The following is a 17,451-nucleotide window of genomic DNA, read 5'->3' as shown; positions in this document are numbered from 1 at the left end:
GGGATAAAAATCACACGCCGGGCCCGCACGCGTCCGCCAGCTGAGTTAGGCGGGGATTCCGCCGGCCGCAGCCCTCCCCGCGCGCCGCCCGGGACATCCCGGCATTCTACGAATTTTCCACGCCAAGGACCGCTTTGTTACGAAGATGGTGCGCGAGTGGCCGCCAATTGGCACCGCTGACATAATTTAGTTCAGAACGGGACGTGTGTTATGCCGCCCGTGCACCCAACCGCCAAGGGATCAATGATCACAGTTACCGACCTGCGCAAGGTCTACCAGCAGGGCAAAAAGGAAGTGGTGGCCCTCGATGGCGTCACCCTCTCCGTGCCGAAGGGCTCAATCCACGGCATCATCGGCCATTCGGGCGCCGGCAAATCGACGCTTGTCCGCTGCCTGACCCTGCTGGACCGCCCGACGTCGGGGTCCGTCAGCATCGACGGCACCGAGCTCAGCTCTGTCAGGGACTCGGAGATCCGGGCTGCGCGGCGGCGCATCGGAATGGTCTTCCAGCACGCGAACCTGATGGACTCCCGGACCGCGGCCGGCAATGTGGCACACCCCCTGGAACTCGTGAAAACCCCGAAGGACCGCATCCGGACCCGGGTTGCCGAACTCCTGAAGCTTGTGGGGCTCGAGGGCTTCGAGAACGCCTACCCCTCGCAGCTTTCGGGCGGCCAGCGGCAGCGTGTTGGCATCGCCCGGGCCCTGGCGTCGGATCCGGACGTGCTCCTGTGCGACGAGCCCACCTCGGCCCTGGATCCTGCCACCACGGACGAAATCCTGGACCTGATCCAGGACCTTACCCAGCGCCTCCAGCTCACCGTGCTGATCATCACGCACGAGATGAACGTCGTGAAGCGCGTCTGCGACTCCGTGTCCCTGCTCTCCCGCGGCCGCATCGTCGAACACGGCGCCCTTCGCGACGTGGCCGGCGATCTGGACAGCCAGCTCGCCCGGGCTTTGCTGCCGCTGCCGGCATCCGAGCCGCTCCCGGGCGCGCTGGAGCGCGGACCGGTGCTGGAGATCCTCTTCTCCGGTGACAGCGCCAAGGAGCCCGTCCTCACCGGCGTCGCCCGGCGCTTCGACATTGACATCAACGTCCTGGCCGGCAGCGTCGAGACGCTCGACGGCCAGCAGTTCGGCCACCTGCGCGTTCAGCTGGCCGAAAACGCCGACCTCGACGCCGTCCTCGCCTACCTTCGCGAGCGCGGCATCTCCGCGAAGCGCGCGGCCCCCGCAGCACCCGCCCCTGACTTCGCCGACGCGGCGCCCCCGACCTCTGTCCCCTCCACCGGGGAACAGGGAGGTAACGAATGAACGACATCTTCAGCAATCCCATCCTGGCCAAGGCCCTGCCCGAAGCCATCATCGAAACACTGCAGATGGTGGGGATATCGTCCTTCTTCACCGTGCTGATCGGCCTGCCGCTGGGCGTGTTCCTGCACGTCTCCGCCCCGGGCGGACTGCGCCCGATGCCGGTCACCAACCGGATCCTCAGCGACGTGGTCGTCAACATCACCCGTTCCGTCCCCTTCGCCATCCTGATGGTGGCGCTCATACCAGTGGCCCGGACCTTGACCGGCACGAGCCTCGGCCCGGTCGCCGCCTCCGTATCCCTCTCCATCGGCACCATCCCGTTCTTCGCCCGGCTCGTGGAAAACTGCCTGCGCGATGTGCACCACGGCAAGATCGACGCCGCCCAGGTGATGGGGTCCACCAAGATGCAGGTCATCAACAAGGTGATGCTGCGCGAATCCCTGCCCGCACTCGTCGCGGCCGTCACGACCACGGTGGTCACGCTGGTGGGTTTTTCCGCGATGGCCGGGCTGGTGGGTGGCGGAGGCCTCGGCAAGCTCGCCTACAACTACGGCTTCCAGCGTTTCGACGTCACGGTCATGCTCGTCACCATCGTGCTGATCATCGTCCTGGTCCAGGTCATCCAGCTGGTGGGCGAGCGGATCTCCCGCAGCCTCGACCACCGATGAGACCCGGTTCCAGCGGCCCCTGACACGGACACCCCGGCCTGACCCGGCCGGCCTGCCCGTCCTCACACACCACCCCACCTGCAGCGGGTAGCCGCCCTCTGCATCTGCGCGGATCACGGCCAACGCCGCGAATCCAGCTATTTCGAAAGGAACGCATCCAATGCGTAAGTCACTCACCCTCTTGGCCACCGGCATTGTCACTGCCCTGGCGCTGACGGCTTGCGGTGGTTCGTCCACCCCCAGCGCCCAGGTCACGACCCTGGACCCCGCAAAGCCCGCCACGCTCACGGTCGGCGCCAGCCCCGTGCCGCAGGCCAAGATCCTCGAGTTCATCAACCAGGACCTCGCCCCGAAGGCCGGCCTGAAGCTGGACATCAAGGAGATTGAGGATTACCAGACGCCGAACACCGCGCTGAGCGACGGCTCCCTGGACACCAACTACTACCAGCACCTGCCGTGGTACGAGGACCAGGTGAAGACCAAGGGCTACAAGTTCGGCCACGGTGCCGGCGTGCACATCGAGCCGTACGCCGCGTTCTCGGAGAAGGTCAAGGACATCCAGGACATCCAGGACGGCGCCAAAATCGCCATCACGAATGACCCGTCCAACCAGGTCCGTGCCCTCAAGGTCCTCCAGGTCGCCGGCCTGGTCAAGGACATCAAGGATGACACCTCGGTGCTGACCCTGAGCGATGAGCAGAACCCCAAGAAGCTGAAGTTCTCCGAGAACCAGCCCGAACTGCTGATCAACGACCTCAAGGACCCCTCCGTGGACCTGGCCCTGATCAACGGCAACTTCATCCTGAAGGCCGGCCTGAGCACCAAGGACGCCCTTGCAGTCGAGTCGGTGGAGAACAACCCCTACGCCAACTTCCTGGCCTGGCGCGAGGATTCCAAGGATGACGTGCGCATTAAGAAGCTCGACGAGCTCCTGCACTCCCCCGAGGTCAAGGCCTTCATCGAGAAGGAATGGCCCAACGGCGACGTGACCGTGGCTTTCTAGGGCCCAGTTCCCTGGCCGCTTAAACACTTGGGGCACCCGCCGCGGCGGGTGCCCCAAGTGTTTAACAACGGGCGCCGGAACCCGCGCCGGGGCCTTTGCGGCCCCCGGTGTCAGGCCTTCGCGGCGGCCGCAGCCGTGGCGGCGGCGGGCAGCGCGTCGAAGATCCGGTTCATCGCCGCGTCGTCGTGTGCGGCAGACAGGAACCAGGCTTCGAAGACCGACGGGGGCAGGTAGACGCCGGAGTCCAGCATGGAGTGGAAGAACGGCGCGTAGCGGAACACTTCCTGGGCCTGGGCGTCGTCGTAGTTGTGCACGCCGCGGGCGGAGGTGCCGAACGCCACCGAAAACAGGTTCCCGGCACGCTGGATCGAGTGGTCCACCCCGGCCGCCTCCAGGGCCGAGGAAAGGGCAGCGGACAGCTCCAGCGAGCGGGCATCCACGAAGGAATAGACCTCGGGGGTGGCGTGGGTCAGGGTCGCGACGCCGGCGGCCATCGCCACCGGATTCCCGGACAGCGTGCCGGCCTGGTACACGGGGCCCAGCGGCGCCAGGTAGTCCATGACGTCGGCGCGGCCGGCGAGGGCCGCCGTCGGCATCCCGCCGCCGATGACCTTGCCGAAAGTCAGCAGGTCCGGGGTCCACGGCTGCGCGGCGGCGGCCGCGCCGCCGGTGAGTCCCCAGTAGCCCGAGTACCCGGTCCGGAAGCCGGTGAGGACCTCGTCGAGGATCAGTAGGGCACCGTGTTCCCGGGTGATCCGGGACAGGCCGGCGTTGAAGCCGTCCCCCGGGGTGATGACGCCCATGTTGGCGGGCGCGGCCTCGGTGATAATGGCCGCGATGTTCCCGCCGTGTTTGGCGAAGGCGGCTTCGACGGCGGCGAGGTCGTTGTAGGGCAGCACGAGGGTTTCCGCGGCCGTTGCGGCCGTGACGCCGGCGGAGCCCGGCAGCGCCAGGGTGGCCACGCCGGAACCGGCAGCCGCAAGCAGACCGTCGAGGTGGCCGTGGTAGCAGCCGGCAAACTTGATGATCAGGTCACGGCCCGTGAATCCGCGGGCCAGCCGGACGGCCGTCATGGTCGCCTCGGTGCCGGTGGAGACCATCCGGACGCGTTCGGCGGCGGGGACCCGCTCCTGGACCATCGCGGCGAGGTTGGCTTCGTCCGGTGTCGAGGCACCGAAGGACAGCCCGCGGTCGACGGCGGCGTGCACGGCGGCGAGGACCGCCGGGTGGGCATGTCCCAGCAGCGCCGGCCCCCAGGAGCAGACCAGGTCGACGTACTCGGCGCCGTCGGCGTCGGTCAGGTAGGGGCCCTTCGCGGAGACCATAAAACGGGGTGTCCCGCCGACGGAGCCGAATGCGCGGACCGGCGAATTGACACCGCCCGGCATCAGCTGGCGGGCACGGTCGAAGAGTTCCTCGTTGCGAGGGTGGCTGGAAGTCATGGTTGCTATTCTTTCTGTCGCTTTCAATGGAGTGGCGCAGCCCCGGCCAGCAGGGCGGCCACCCTGGGCGCCACCTCGGTGCCGAACAGTTCGATCGAGCGCATCATCGCCTTGTGCGGCAGGGTGCCGTTGCTGTACTTGAGGTCGAAGCGGTCCACGGCCAGGGTGTCTTTCAGCAGGGCGATCTTCGCGGCGACCGTGTCCGGGGAGCCGACGTAGAGGGCGCCCTCGGGGCCGCACATGGCATCGAACTCGGCACGGTTGCCCGGCCCCCAGCCACGCTCGGCGCCGATCAGGTTGCGCTGGCCGAGCCAGTGCGGGAAGAACTCCTCCCGCGCCTCCTCGTCGGTCCCGGCAACGTGGCCGGGTGAATGAGTGGCGACCTGCTGCATCGGGTGGCCGTACTTGGACATCGCCTCGCGGTAAAGGTTCGCCAGCGGGGCGAAGGACCGCGGCTGTCCGCCGATGATCGCAAAGATGATCGGGTAGCCGTATTCGGCGCAGCGCAGCACCGATTCGGGGGTCCCGCCGACCCCGATCCAGGCGGGCAGCAGGTGGTGCTCCAGCGGCGGGTAGGCGCTGAGCCCGTTGATCGCCGGCCGGGTGCGGCCCTCCCAGTGGATGGGCGTCTGGGCGCGGGCCTTGTCGAAGAGCTCGAGCTTCTCCTCAAACAGGACCTCGTAGTCGGCCAGGTCGAGGCCGAAGAGCGGGAAGGACTCGACGAAGGAGCCGCGGCCCAGCATCACCTCGGCCCGCCCGTTCGAGATGGCATCCATGGTGGAGAAGCGCTGGAAAACGCGGATGGGGTCATCTGAGCTCAGGACCGTGACGGCCGAGCCGAGCCGGATGTGCCGGGTCCGGGCGGCCGCCGCCGCGAGGAACACCTCAGGGGCGGAAACTGCGAAATCGCGGCGGTGGTGCTCCCCGACGCCGAAGGCATGGAGTCCCACTTCGTCCGCGAGTTCGGCCTGTTCGAGCAGTTGGCGCAGCACCTGGGCGTGCGGGACGGGGTGCCCGTCGGGGAAGACCCCGACGTCGCCGAAGGTGTTCAGTCCGAGCAGGATGCGCCCCGGGCCCACGGGGGCGGTAGGGTTCGTCCCGGACGCCGGGTCAGTCGGCGTGGTCATCAGGACTCCTTCAGCCAGCCTGCGAGTTCGCTCGCCCAGTACGTCAGGACCATGTTGGCCCCGGCCCGTTTGATGCCCAGCACGGATTCGTTGATTGCGGCCCGGCGGTCGATCCAGCCGTTCGCGGCGGCGGCCTCGATCATCGAATACTCACCGGAAATCTGGTACGCCGCGACCGGGACGGGACTCATCGCGGCGACGTCGGCGAGGATGTCGAGGTAGCTCATGGCCGGTTTGACCATCACCAGGTCGGCGCCTTCCTCGAGGTCCAGTTCCACCTCGAGGAGCGCTTCGCGGCGGTTTGCGGCGTCCATCTGGTAGGTGCGGCGGTCACCCGTGAGCTGCGAGTCGACGGCTTCGCGGAACGGGCCGTAAAACGCGGAGGCGTATTTCGCGGCGTACGCCACGACGGCCGTGTTGGCGTGGCCGGCTGCCTCGAGGGCCTGCCGGATCACGGCGACCTGGCCGTCCATCATCCCGGACGGGCCCAGCATGTGGGCGCCGGCCTCCGCCTGGGCCACTGCCATCTGGCCGTAGATCTCCAGCGTGGCGTCGTTGTCGACATAGCCGTTCGCGTCGAGGACGCCGCAGTGCCCGTGGTCGGTGAATTCGTCCAGGCAGACGTCGCTCATGATGACCAGCTCGTCGCCGACCTCGGCGCGGACGTCCCGGATCGCTTTGTTCAGGACGCCGTCAGGGTCCAGCGAAGCGGTGCCGGTGGCGTCGCGGACGGCGGGGATTCCGAAGAGCATGATGCCGCCGACGCCGAGCTCGACGGCTTCGGCAGCGGCGCGCTTGAGGGTGTCGGTGGTGTGTTGCTGCACGCCGGGCATCGATGCAATCGGGTTAGGCTCGGTCAGGCCCTCACGGATGAACGCCGGAAGGATGAGCTCCGAGGCCGCGAGGCGGTGTTCGGCCGTCAGCCGGCGCATGGCCGGGGTGGTGCGGAGCCGGCGGGGGCGGTGGGTCGGGAAGCTCATACGGTGTCCTTTGCTGCGGTCTCTTCGGCTGGCTGATGGGGTGCGGACGGCCGGCCGGCCAGGGACCGTATGACGGCGTCGACAAGGCCGGAGGCGGTGGGTTTGTCGGCGACGGCGGCGACGGCGAGGCCGAGTGATTCCGCTTCGTCGGCTGTCGACCGTCCGATCGCGACAAAGCGGCAGCCGCCCAGCGGGGCGAGGTCCTCGTGGATGCGCCGGGCCGCGCTGGGGGAAGCGGCGACGACGGCGTCCAGCCGGCCGGCACCGATGTCGGCCTTCGCCTGGGCCGGGGTGAGTACGTCGGCTCCGGTGTCCGCGGGGGCTCCGGGACCGGTCGGCTCGGCGGGCAGGCACGCGGCGAGGCTCCGGCCCGGGTCGGCCGGGTAGTCCACGGTGCGGTAGGCGGTGACGGCCTGGACGAACGCCCCCCGGGATTCCAGCCCGCGGCGCAGCCTGGGGTCGGCGATGTCCGCCTGCGGCAGCAGCACGCTGCCCTGGTGCTCGGGCCAGATCTCGGTCAGCCCCGTTCCGGACTGCTGCCCGGTGGGCGCCAGGTCGACGGCGACCCCCCGGGATTCGAGGAAACGGCGCGTCGCGGGCCCGATCGTGGCCACGAGGAGGCTCCCGGGGAGCCAGCGGCTGAGGGTTGTTCCCCGCTCGGCCGCCTTGGCCTCGAGCGCCTGGACGGTGGTGACGCTGCTGACCACCAGCCAGGCGTAGGCGCCGGCGCCCAGCGCGTCGAAGGCCACGTCCAGGGAGTGCTGGTCGCTGGCCAGCTCAAAGTCGATCAGCGGCAGCAGCAGTGGCTCGGCGCCGGCGCCGCGCAGGGCGGCGACAAGGTCCGCGGCGCGGTCGGGGCTGCGGGCGACGAGGATCCGGGCACCGTCCGGCACCCTCGTCCCTTGCCCTTCCGGCCCGGCGGGGGCCGGTGGGTTCTGGACCTCCTGGGCACGTGGGATTTGGGCACCGGGGTTTTGGGCTTTGAACCGTCCCATGAATTGCCGGAGTCCGCGTTTCAGGATGCGGCCAGGTCCGCGATGTCGGCGGCCCCGCGGGCCAGCAGGACTTCGGCGAGTTCAATTCCGAGCAGGGTCGCCCCGACCTCGGTGAGTCCGTCGGTAGCCTTTTTGTCGCGGATAGTGGCTGTTCCGTCGACGGCGCAGACCACGGCTTCAAGGTGCAGCAGGCTGCCCTTGCGGTAGGCGTAGGCGCCCACAGGGGCCGCGCAGCCGGCCTCCAGCCGGGCGAGCAGCGCCCGTTCGGCCGTGACGGCAAGCCGCGTGTCCGGGTCGTCGAGGGCCGCGAGGGCCTGCGCCAGCACACCCTGCGAGCCCGCGGTGGATCCTGCCTTGCGCGGCGCGTCGGCGGAGCGGCATTCGATCGCGAGGGAACCCTGCCCGGCGGCGGGCAGCATAACGTCGGTCTCGAGGAACTCGCTGACCGCGTCGAGCCGGCCGATCCGGTGCAGTCCCGCGGCGGCGAGCACGACGGCGTCGAGGTCGCAGCTCTTGCCTTCGACCACGTCATCGGTGCTGTTGCCCGGCAGGCCGGGGACGCGGCCGAGCCGGGTGTCCACGTTGCCGCGGATGTCACGGATGTCCAGATCCGGGCGGGCGGCCCGCAGCTGGGCTGCTCGTCGCGGGGAACCCGTGCCCACGGTCGCCCCGGAAGGAAGATCGGCGAGCTTGAGCCCGTCGCGGGCGCACAGCACATCCCGGACATCCACGCGTTTCGGCGTCGCGGCCAGCGTCAGTCCGAGCGCGGGACCGGTCGGGAGGTCCTTGAGCGAATGCACGGCAACGTCGCATTTGTCCTGCAGCAGCGCGTCGCGCAGGGCCGCGACGAAGACGCCGGTGCCGCCCATCTGGGACAGCGAGCCCTTGAGGACATCGCCGTCGGTCCGGATGTGGACGAGTTCGACCGGGAAGCCGCCGACCGCGGCCAGCTGGTCAGCGGTCTGCTGGGTCTGCGTCAGGGCCAGTCTGCTGGCGCGGGTTCCGATCCGGACAGTCACAGCGTGTCCTGACCCGCCGCCAGGGCGGCTGTGCCGGCGGCGTCCGGGTAGGGATCATGGCCGATACCGATGGTGGTGTCGGCGCCCGCGATGGTGGGCTTTTCGCCGCGGAAGTTGGCGCAGCAGCCCGGGCGGCAGACGTCGTACCAGGGGCCGAGTTTGGTCAGGTGCGGGCGGTCCGCGATGTTGTTCGCGGCGGTCCGCTCGCAGATCAGGTCCACGATTCCGGCGACGAATTTGCGGTGCGTTCCGGGCGTCGGAACGCGGCTCGCGGTCAGGCCCAGCTTGGCGCAGGTTTCCAGGGCTTCGGTGTCAAGGTCCCAGACGACTTCCATGTGGTCGCTGACGAAGCCCAGCGGCACAATCACAATGCCCTGGACGCCTTTGCCGGCGAGGTCCTCGATGGCGTCATTGATGTCAGGTTCGAGCCACGGCACGTGCGGGGCGCCGGAGCGGGACTGGTAGACCAGGGACCAGGGGGCGGTGTCGCCGGTCTCGGACTCCACCCGGCGGATGACCTCGGTTCCGGTGGCGAGGTGCTGCGCGACGTAGGCGGAGTCTTCCTCGAACTGGCGGGGTTCGGCGTCGGAGCGGCCCGCCGCCCCGGCGTCGCGGGTGGGGATGGAGTGCGTGGCGAACAGGATGTGCACGGGCGCGTCCGGGGTGCCGGCAGCGGCCAGCCGGGCGCGGACGTCGGCGAGGCCGGCGGCGGTACCTTCAATGAAGGGCTCGACGAAGCCGGGGTGGTCAAAGTACTGGCGGACCTTGTCGACTTCGAGCTTGCCGTCGAGGCCGGTGTCCGTCAGCGCGACGCCGATGTCCTCGCGGTACTGGCGGCAGCTGGAGTAGCAGGAGTAGGCGCTGGTGGTGACCATCAGGACCTTGCGGTGCCCGGCGTCGTGGATGTCCTGGAGGGTTTGCGGGATATACGGGGCCCAGTTGCGGTTGCCCCAGAACACCGGCAGTTCGATCCCGCGGGCGGCGAGCTCGGCTTCGATGCCTGCCTTGAGCTGGCGGTTCTGCTGGTTGATCGGGCTGATGCCGCCGTTGGCGCGGTAGTGCTGCGAGACCGCTTCGAGCCGCTCGTCCGGGATTCCGCGCCCGCGGGTGACGTTGCGCAGGAACGGAATCACGTCGTCCTGGCCCTCGGGGCCGCCAAAGGAGGCGAGGAGCACGGCGTCGTAGTCCTTCGGGGCCATCCGGCCGGCTTCGGTCAGCTCGTTGAGGGCGGTGGCGGCCTGGACGGCTGACTGTGGATCCAGGGGGCTCATGAGAGCACCTCGGCGATTTCGGCGGCGCTCACCCGGCGGCCGGTGTAGAACGGGATTTCTTCGCGGACGTGGTGGCGGGCTTCGGTGGCGCGGAGGTGGCGCATCAGGTCCACGAGGTCCACGAGGTCCGGGGCTTCCAGGCCGAGGATCCATTCCCAGTCGCCGAGCGCGAAGGAAGACACCGTGTTGGAGATGACCTGGGGGAATTCCCGGCCCAGCATGCCGTGGTCGCGCAGCATCGCGCCGCGTTCGGCGTCGGGCAGCAGGTACCACTCGTAGGAGCGGACGAACGGGTAGACGCAAAGCCATTCCGCCGGTTCGACGCCGCGGGAGAAGGCGGGGGTGTGGTTCTTGGAGAACTCGGCCTCGCGGTGCACGCCCATGGCGGACCAGGCTATCTCGGTGCCGGTGAAGAGCTTGCTGCGGCGGATGTCCCGGACGGCGCGCTGGAGGGCTTCCGGCTGGGAGCCGTGCAGCCAGACCATGATGTCCGCATCGGCGCGCATCGCCGAAACGTCGTAGCTGCCGCGGTGGACGACGCCGGCCTCGGCCAGCCGCGCGGTGAGGGCGTCGAACTCGTCGGCAGCCTCGCCGCCGCGGACCACGTCGGCGGAGCGCTTGAAAACCGTCCAGAGCGTGAAGAACTGCTCGGCTGATTCTTCGCTGGCGGATTCAGTTTTAGTGACAGTTTCGGCAGAAGTGTGGCTCATGGTTACCAGTCTGCCTGTTCCCCTCAGCGAAGTCGAAATAAAGCACTTCTACGACGTGTAGAAGTGCTTTATTTCACATCGATGGGGATTTGGGCGCCGGATCCGTGCGCGCTCCGGCGCCCGTCCGGCCAAGTCCGGCCGGTCAGACGCGGCGGATCCGCAGGACCACAACGCCGGCGACCAGGGACAGTACAACGAGGCCGATGCCCAGGCCGAGCAACGGCGACGCTTCAATGGGCTCGCGTGTTGACGTTGCCTCCATCGAAGTGCTCCCGGAACGGGGCTTGGCGGACGCCGTTGCCGGGCCGCCGGTGGCTGTTGGGGCGGCTGAGGCCGTGTTCGACGGCGCCGTCGAGGCTTCAGCAGCGGTCGGCGTCCCGGACGGTGTGGCGGCACCGGTCCCTGCCGGGGCCTCGGCGGCGGGTGCTCCTGCGGCGGGCGCCGCGGGCAGTGCCGGCTGGGGCGCAGCAGGCGCGCCGGGCTGGGGTGCCACGGGTGCCGGGGGTGCCACGGGTGCCGGGGTGGCGGTCGGCGTCGGAGTGGGCTTCGGGCTGCGGCTGGGCTCCGGCTCGTCGGGTTCTTCGGTGGGCGTCGGCTGCGGTGAGGGGCTCGAGGGCGAGGGACTCGGCGTGGGCCGCTTCGACGGGGCGAGCAGGCCGTCCATCAGGGTGTCGAGGTCAATGGACAGCACGTCCGTTGCGGCAGGTCCTGCGGCGGGAGCGGAAACACCGGTGGCTGCGTGCGAGGCGGGCGCGCCCGCGGCGAGAGCCAGCACCACTCCGAGCGCGGCTGCTGCCGTGCCGCGGCGAAGCCCCCCATGGCGGCCGGCAGGCGTGTTCTGGACGTGGGACCTGTGCGTAACCATGGTCATCGAGCCTAGCCGCCAACAGACGCGGGGGAAAATTTGCGGATCCGGCCAGTTTCCGGGTATCCCGCGCCGCGCACGGGTCCGGCAATGGCGCCGGAACCGTGCCCGGATTGCGGACCCCCGCACCCTTCAGGACAGCAGGTGACGGATCTGTTGCGGGGTGTCGGCAACGATCGCCGCGAGGCCGTTGCCGGACAGCCAGCCGCCCACCACCATCAGGGTTCCGTCCGCCGCGCAGATGCGCCGCACGTCGGCGACGCGGTGCCTGTGCCCGAGCGAGGCGAAGGGCAGTGCGCCGCCCCAGCGCACGACGTCCCAGCCCACCACGTCCGCGGCGGTGACCGGAACGGACAGCAGGGCGGACGCGTCCTTCAAGGCAGCAGCGAGCAGCTCGTCATCGGTGCGGGGCTCCAGCCGCGGCTTGGCCCCGTGCCGGGCATCACCTCGTCCGTAGGACAGCCGGAGGACATGGGTGCCGGGGCCGGCCTGATCCGCCAGCCACCGCCATTTGGCGGTGGCATGGGTGAGGGCCTTGGCCTGGATGCCCGGGCTTTGCGGTGCGACCAGGACGCCGGTTCCGCGCGGCCGGGCGTCGAGCCGTGGCAGATCGACCACAAGCGTGACCAGGCTGACGTCGGGTCCGGCCTCGGGCCGGCGGGCGGCAAGTTCCGGCAGCGCGCCGGCGAGCAGCGCGACGGCGGCCGGGCCTTCCACGGCGACGACCAGGAGCCCGGCGTCGTACGCGGTGCCGCCGGCGGAAACCCGCCAGCCGTCGGCCGTGCGTTCCACGGAGTCGGCCCGGGTGCCGCCCAGCAGCGTCACCCCCTGGCCGCGCAGCTCGGCAAGCAGAGCGGAGATGAGCGTGTACATCCCTCCGTGCAGCCCGGCGACGGCGGAGCCGGCCTTCTGCAGCCCGGCGGGCTGTTCCCCGGGCCGGGTTCCCTGACGCTGGGCGCCGCGCTGGGCCGCGACGGCGGCGGCGAGGGACCCGTGCTGCCGGATCCCGGCGCGCAGGCCGGGGGCCACCATGTCGATGTCAAGGACGTCCGGGTCAGCGGAGTGGACGCCGCCGACAACGGGTGCGACCAGCCGTTCAAGCACGCGCCGCCCCATCCGTGCCCGGACGAGCGTCGAGACGCTCGTGGCCTCGGCCCTGGTGCCCAGCGAGGCGGGCAGCAGTTTGTCCAGCGAGGCCCGGAGCGAACCCGGGAGGCCCAGGGAGCGGCGGACCTCCGGGTCCCACGGGTTGGCCGGGATGCCGAGAACCCCGGTGCGGGGAAGTTCGCGCGGGCCGTCGGGCAGCTGGACCCAGGCGCCGCCGGGATTGGGTGCAACGATCGCGCCGGCCAGGCCGAGCTCGCCGGCGAGGTCCGCCACGGCGGCGGAGCGGGTCGCGAAGGACTCGGCGCCACTGTCCAACGTCAGGCCGGCCACCACGTGGCTGCCGACGCAGCCGCCCCACTCGCCGGAGGCCTCCAGGACCGTGGTCCGAACGCCGGCCCGGGCGAGCTCGCGGGCGGCGAGGAGGCCTGATATCCCGCCGCCGACCACCACGGCGGTCCGCGCCGCGGTCCCGCCGGCTGCCTCCATGCCCCCTACTCCGGGGAGATCGAGTGGATGAGTGCGACGACGCGGGTCAGCACCTCGGGGTCGGTTTGCGGCGGGACGCCGTGGCCGAGGTTCAGCACGTGGCCCGGGGCCGAGGCGCCGGCGGCGATGACTTCACGGACGTGGGCCTCCAGCACCTCCCACGGGGCGGAGAGCAGGGCCGGGTCGATGTTGCCCTGCAGCGGAACGGTGCCGCCGAGGCGGCGGTTGGCTTCGTCCAGCGGCAGCCGGTAGTCGACCCCCACGACGTCGACGCCGACGTCGCGCATCGCGACGAGCAGTTCCGAAGTGCCGGTACCGAAGTGGATCAGCGGTGCGCCAAGGTGCCGGACATGGTCCAGGGCACGGGACGACGCCGGCGCAACGAAGCGCTGGTAATCGGCCAGGCCCAGCGAGCCCGCCCAGGAGTCGAAGAGCTGGCCGGCGGAGGCGCCGGCTTCCAGCTGGGCACGAAGGAACATGCCCGAGGCGTCCGCGGCCCAGTTCGCCAGGGCGGTCCAGGTCTCAGGATCGGCGTGCATCATGGTGCGCGGGCCGAGGTGGTCACGGGAGGGTTTGCCTTCCACCATGTACGCGGCGAGCGTGAACGGCGCGCCGGCGAAACCGATCAGCGGGGTCTTTCCCAGCTGGGCCACGGTCAGCCGGACCGCTTCGCGAATCGGTTCCAGGGCCTCCCAGGTCAGCTGGGGCAGGGCGGCGACATCGGCCGCGGTGCGGACCGGCCTGTCCAGCACGGGACCGACGCCGGGAACGATGTCCACGCCGACTCCGGCCAGCTTGAGCGGAATGACGATGTCCGAGAAGAAGATGGCGGCGTCGACGTCGTGCCGGCGGACCGGCTGCAGGGTGATCTCGGAGGCCAGCTCGGGGCGCAGGCAGGAATCGAGCATCGCAACACCCTCGCGCACCTTGAGGTATTCGGGCAGTGAGCGGCCGGCCTGGCGCATGAACCAGACCGGACGGCGGGAGGGCTTGCCGCCGCGGTAGGCGGTGATCAGCGGGGAATCCGCCGTGCGGCCGTCCATCAGCGGGTGCCCGGCGTCGAGGCCGGAGATTTCAGGAGTTGCCGCAGTGCGAGGAGTCATGACTTCGATTGTGCCGAAAATCGGTCCCAAAAGATAACGACAGCTTGTCACCGACACGGGCAGGAGCGCGGCCGGGACCCCGCGGTGGCGGGAATCACAGGCCGGTGTGTGCTGTCCCATGCCTGCCAGTTGTTCTACAGGGGGACGAAAAAGCTATGATTGTCCTGCTGTGGTTCTATTTTCTCTGGTGGCGACCCACGCCGACATCGATCTCGAGACCGTTGCTCAACTGAGCACCGGCGCTTCAGAGCTCGCCACATCCGCCCTCGCCGGGTCGCCGGCCGTGGCGGGTGCCATTGTGCTTGCCACCTGCAACCGCTTCGAAATCTACGGTGAAGCGCCCCGCGCGGATGATGTCGACGACGCCCGCGCTGCCCTCATCGCCCAGCTCAGCGGATCCACCGGGCTCAACGAACAGCTTGTCGCGAGTTCCTTCAACACCCGCACCGGCCCGGACGTCACCCGGCACCTGTTCTCGGTCAGCTCCGGCCTGGACTCCGCCGTCGTCGGTGAACGCGAGATCGCGGGCCAGGTGCGCCGGGCCCTGATTACCGCCCAGCACGAGGGTACGGCCAGTTCCGGCCTTGTCCGGCTGTTCCAGGCGGCGTCGAAGACTGCCAAGGACGTCGGCGCCCAGACCGCCCTCGGCGCCCGCGGCCTCTCCGTCGTCTCTGTTGCCCTGGACCTCGCAACGGAGCTCTCCGAGGATCCCGACTGGTCCACCAAGAAGGTCGTGGTGTTCGGCACCGGCGCCTACGCCGGCGCCACCATGTCGCTGCTGCGCGAACGCGGCTGCACGGACGTCTCCGTCTACTCGTCCTCCGGCCGCGCCGCCGGTTTCGTCGCCACCCGTGGCGGGACCGCGCTGGACGGCGAAAGCCTTGCGGCCGCCGTCGCCGCTGCCGACGTGATGATCGGCTGCAGCGGCGCGGACACCCGTGTCGAGGCCGCCGAACTGGCCAAGGTCCGGGCGGACTCAGCCCAGCCCCTGATCGCCATCGACCTGGCCCTCACCCATGATTTTGATCCCGCCGTTGGAGGACTCGACGGCGTCGAACTGCTCACGCTGGAATCGGTCCGGCTGGCGGCCCCGCAGGAACAGGCCGAATCGCTGGCCCAGGCCAGCAGCATTGTGTCCGGTGCGGCCAGCGCCTTCGAGCAGGAACGCGAGGCCCGCTCGGTGGACTCGGCAATCGTCGCCCTGCGCCGGCACACCATGAATGTGCTCGACGCGGAAATGGAAAAGGTCCGGGCCCGGCACGGCTGCACCGCCGCGGCCGAGGAAGTTGAATTCGCGCTCCGCCGGATGGTCAAGCAGCTGCTGCACGTCCCCACGGTCCGGGCCCGCGAGCTGGCCGCCAACGGCCAGCAGGAAGACTATGTGGCTGCCCTGGAGGCGCTGTACGGCATCACGGTCGAACCGCCGGCGGCAAAAACCCCCGACGCCGGATGCCCGGTGGCGCACGAGGAACGTCCCGCAGCGGACGGTGTGCGGGAAACCGCGTAGACAGCGCTTCCCGCCGGACGGAACTTCCCCTGAAGGTCCTGCTGCTCATGGGTGCAGGGTAAGCGCCGCGGGTGCAGGCGGCCGGTTCGACGGCAGTCGACGACGGCGCCGCCGCTGGGCCCTAAGTTGTCGGAGCCACCTGTTTTACTGGGTTTATGGAAAGCACAGCGTGGAGTGCGGAGTGCAGGGAGGCCCTGGCGGCCGTCGCCGCGTCCGCTGCCGCGCTGACCGCCTTCGCCGACGCCGCCGCGGACCATGCCGATCCGTCCGGCGCCGACCCTACTGAACTTTCCAGCTCGGACCCGGCTGATCCGTCCGGCGCGGAGCACACTGATCCGTTGCGGGTGCTGGCGGATGGTTGCCTGGACGGCATGGCCCTGGCGGCCCGGCTGGATGCCAGCACCGCGGCGCTGAAAGTCACGCTGGCCGCCGGCTACCTGCAGGCCACCGAAGCCCTGGCGCCCCCGGCCTTGTCACCGCACGACGCGACCTGCCAGGAAATGGCCGTGAGGGCCGAAGTCGCGTGCGTCCTGACCGTCAGCGAACAGACCGCCGGCGCGTTCCTGTCCGACTGCCAGGACCTCACGCAGGGCCTGCCGCTGACCCTCGCGGCGCTGACGGCCGGGACGATCTCCTGGGCCCACGCCCGGATCCTCGTGGCCGAAACCACGGGCCTGGACCCGGCCGGGGCGGCCGCGCTCGAGGCGCACTTCCTGGACCCCGCAGCACCGGACCCGGCCCGCGGGTGCCCGGCCGGGGACCTCGTCCCGGGACGGTTCCGCGCCAAGGCCCGCGCCTGGCGCGAACGCCACCACCCGGTCAGCATCGAAACCCGCCACACCAAGAGTGCCGCGGACCGGCGGGTCGAATACCGCCCGGACCGGGACGGGATGGCCTGGTTCTCCGCCTACCTGCCGGCCGACACCGCCGCCGGGATCTGGGACCGGACCACCGCGGCCGCCCGCGCCCTGCAGGGCCCCACCGAGGCCCGCACCCTGACCCAGCTCCGCGCCGATGCCGCCGCGACCTGGCTCCTCACCACCGGCACTGATGGAGAGGGCGTGGGCGGGGGTGTGCCGTCGCCGCGGGCGCAGGTCCTGGTCACCGTCCCGGTCCTGTCGCTGCTGGGCGCCGGGGAGGAACCGGCCACCCTGGACGGGTACGGGCCGATCCCGCCCTCGATGGCCCGCCGCCTCACCGCCGGCGGCGCCGGGTCCTTCTACCGGGTCCTGACCGACCCGCGGGACGGGGCCCCGCTGGAAATCGGCCGGACCAGCTACCGCCTCACCACAGCCCAGCGGCACTGGCTCCAGCTCCGCGACGGCCGATGCCCCTTCCCCGGCTGCAACAACCACTCCCTGGACAACGACGCCGACCACCTCCTGGCCTGGGCCCACGGCGGCACCACCGGCATCACCAACCTCGGCCAACCCTGCCCCAAGCACCACCGGCTCAAACACAGCTCAACCTGGACACCGGCCGGGGCCAGCAAAAACGCCCCGCCCGGCTGGACCTCCCCGTCCGGCCGGCACTACCCCAGCGAACAGCAGGACTGGGAACCACCCCACTGGCCACCCGGCCTCCTGGAAACATACCCGGACCCGAACCCCGACGCGCACATGGACGCAGCCCCGGACCGCGGCCTCCCCCCGGACCCCGGCCAGGATCCGGAACAGAAACAGGAACAGGAACTTCCCCCGGATCCCTTCCCGGACTGGCACCTGCTCACGCCCGGGCACGCAGTGCCCGCCGCAAAGGTGGACGATCCTGGCTGGCAAGAACCCCTCGAAGCCAGCATCCTGGAACACTTCCTGCTGCACTACGCCTGACCGGCTAAGTCCCGTCCCGTTC

At 70.2% G+C, this 17,451-nt stretch carries 15 protein-coding genes; 5 read left to right on the top strand and 10 right to left on the bottom strand.

What is annotated here, in order from left to right; genetic code table 11:
• Nucleotides 1-243 precede the first annotated feature (243 nt).
• The 3 genes from J2X01_RS08250 (at nt 244) to J2X01_RS08240 (ending at nt 2,988) form a co-directional block, all read left to right on the top strand.
• Nucleotides 244-1,317 (top strand): methionine ABC transporter ATP-binding protein, encoded by a 1,074-nt coding sequence (locus J2X01_RS08250; RefSeq protein WP_310055483.1) that lies wholly within the window; start codon nt 244-246, stop codon nt 1,315-1,317.
• Nucleotides 1,314-1,985, top strand: a complete 672-nt coding sequence (locus J2X01_RS08245) for a methionine ABC transporter permease (protein ID WP_310055480.1) — start codon at nt 1,314-1,316, stop codon at nt 1,983-1,985. Before J2X01_RS08250 ends, J2X01_RS08245 begins: the two co-directional genes overlap by 4 nt.
• A gap of 160 nt (nt 1,986-2,145) precedes the next feature.
• Nucleotides 2,146-2,988 carry a MetQ/NlpA family ABC transporter substrate-binding protein gene (locus J2X01_RS08240; RefSeq protein ID WP_310055478.1) on the top strand — a complete coding sequence of 281 codons (843 nt, stop codon included), beginning with the start codon at nt 2,146-2,148 and terminating at the stop codon, nt 2,986-2,988.
• 110 nt (nt 2,989-3,098) lie between these two features.
• On the opposite strand, the gene hemL is transcribed toward J2X01_RS08240, so the two are convergent.
• The 10 genes from hemL to hemE all read right to left on the bottom strand — a co-directional run bounded on the left by hemL (nt 3,099) and on the right by hemE (nt 14,093).
• Nucleotides 3,099-4,430 (bottom strand): glutamate-1-semialdehyde 2,1-aminomutase, encoded by a 1,332-nt coding sequence (hemL, locus tag J2X01_RS08235; protein WP_310055474.1) that lies wholly within the window; start codon nt 4,428-4,430, stop codon nt 3,099-3,101.
• 23 nt (nt 4,431-4,453) lie between these two features.
• Nucleotides 4,454-5,557, bottom strand: a complete 1,104-nt coding sequence (locus J2X01_RS08230; protein WP_310055468.1) for an LLM class flavin-dependent oxidoreductase — start codon at nt 5,555-5,557, stop codon at nt 4,454-4,456.
• Nucleotides 5,557-6,537: a porphobilinogen synthase gene (hemB, locus tag J2X01_RS08225; RefSeq protein WP_310055466.1), complete on the bottom strand. Its 981-nt coding sequence runs from the start codon at nt 6,535-6,537 to the stop codon at nt 5,557-5,559. The genes J2X01_RS08230 and hemB overlap by 1 nt, the downstream gene beginning before the upstream one ends.
• A complete protein-coding gene (locus J2X01_RS08220) occupies nt 6,534-7,430 on the bottom strand; it encodes a uroporphyrinogen-III synthase (protein ID WP_310055463.1) in 897 nt (298 codons plus the stop codon). The genes hemB and J2X01_RS08220 overlap by 4 nt, the downstream gene beginning before the upstream one ends.
• Before the next feature lie 122 nt (nt 7,431-7,552).
• A complete protein-coding gene (hemC, locus tag J2X01_RS08215; RefSeq protein ID WP_310055460.1) occupies nt 7,553-8,551 on the bottom strand; it encodes a hydroxymethylbilane synthase in 999 nt (332 codons plus the stop codon).
• Entirely contained in the window at nt 8,548-9,822 is a 1,275-nt protein-coding gene (locus tag J2X01_RS08210) for a ferrochelatase (protein ID WP_310055457.1), read from the bottom strand. The genes hemC and J2X01_RS08210 overlap by 4 nt, the downstream gene beginning before the upstream one ends.
• Nucleotides 9,819-10,532, bottom strand: coding sequence for a hydrogen peroxide-dependent heme synthase (gene hemQ / locus J2X01_RS08205; protein ID WP_310055454.1), 714 nt, complete (start codon nt 10,530-10,532; stop codon nt 9,819-9,821). Before hemQ ends, J2X01_RS08210 begins: the two co-directional genes overlap by 4 nt.
• A 142-nt stretch (nt 10,533-10,674) precedes the next feature.
• Entirely contained in the window at nt 10,675-11,397 is a 723-nt protein-coding gene (locus J2X01_RS08200) for a hypothetical protein (RefSeq protein WP_310055451.1), read from the bottom strand.
• A 132-nt stretch (nt 11,398-11,529) separates the two neighbouring features.
• A complete protein-coding gene (gene hemG / locus J2X01_RS08195) occupies nt 11,530-12,990 on the bottom strand; it encodes a protoporphyrinogen oxidase (RefSeq protein ID WP_310055448.1) in 1,461 nt (486 codons plus the stop codon).
• A gap of 5 nt (nt 12,991-12,995) precedes the next feature.
• Nucleotides 12,996-14,093, bottom strand: coding sequence for a uroporphyrinogen decarboxylase (gene hemE / locus J2X01_RS08190; protein WP_310055445.1), 1,098 nt, complete (start codon nt 14,091-14,093; stop codon nt 12,996-12,998).
• Nucleotides 14,094-14,262: 169 nt separating this feature from the next.
• Between hemE and J2X01_RS08185 the strand changes: the two genes are divergently transcribed.
• Both J2X01_RS08185 and J2X01_RS08180 read left to right on the top strand, forming a co-directional pair.
• Nucleotides 14,263-15,600 carry a glutamyl-tRNA reductase gene (locus J2X01_RS08185; protein ID WP_310055441.1) on the top strand — a complete coding sequence of 446 codons (1,338 nt, stop codon included), beginning with the start codon at nt 14,263-14,265 and terminating at the stop codon, nt 15,598-15,600.
• A 155-nt stretch (nt 15,601-15,755) separates the two neighbouring features.
• Nucleotides 15,756-17,429, top strand: coding sequence for an HNH endonuclease signature motif containing protein (locus tag J2X01_RS08180; RefSeq protein ID WP_310055436.1), 1,674 nt, complete (start codon nt 15,756-15,758; stop codon nt 17,427-17,429).
• The last annotated feature ends 22 nt before the right edge of the window (nt 17,430-17,451 follow it).

The organism is Arthrobacter ginsengisoli (assembly GCF_031456935.1).
GTDB classification, from domain to species: Bacteria; Actinomycetota; Actinomycetes; order Actinomycetales; family Micrococcaceae; genus Arthrobacter; species Arthrobacter ginsengisoli.
This window is presented reverse-complemented; position numbering and strand designations above follow the sequence as displayed.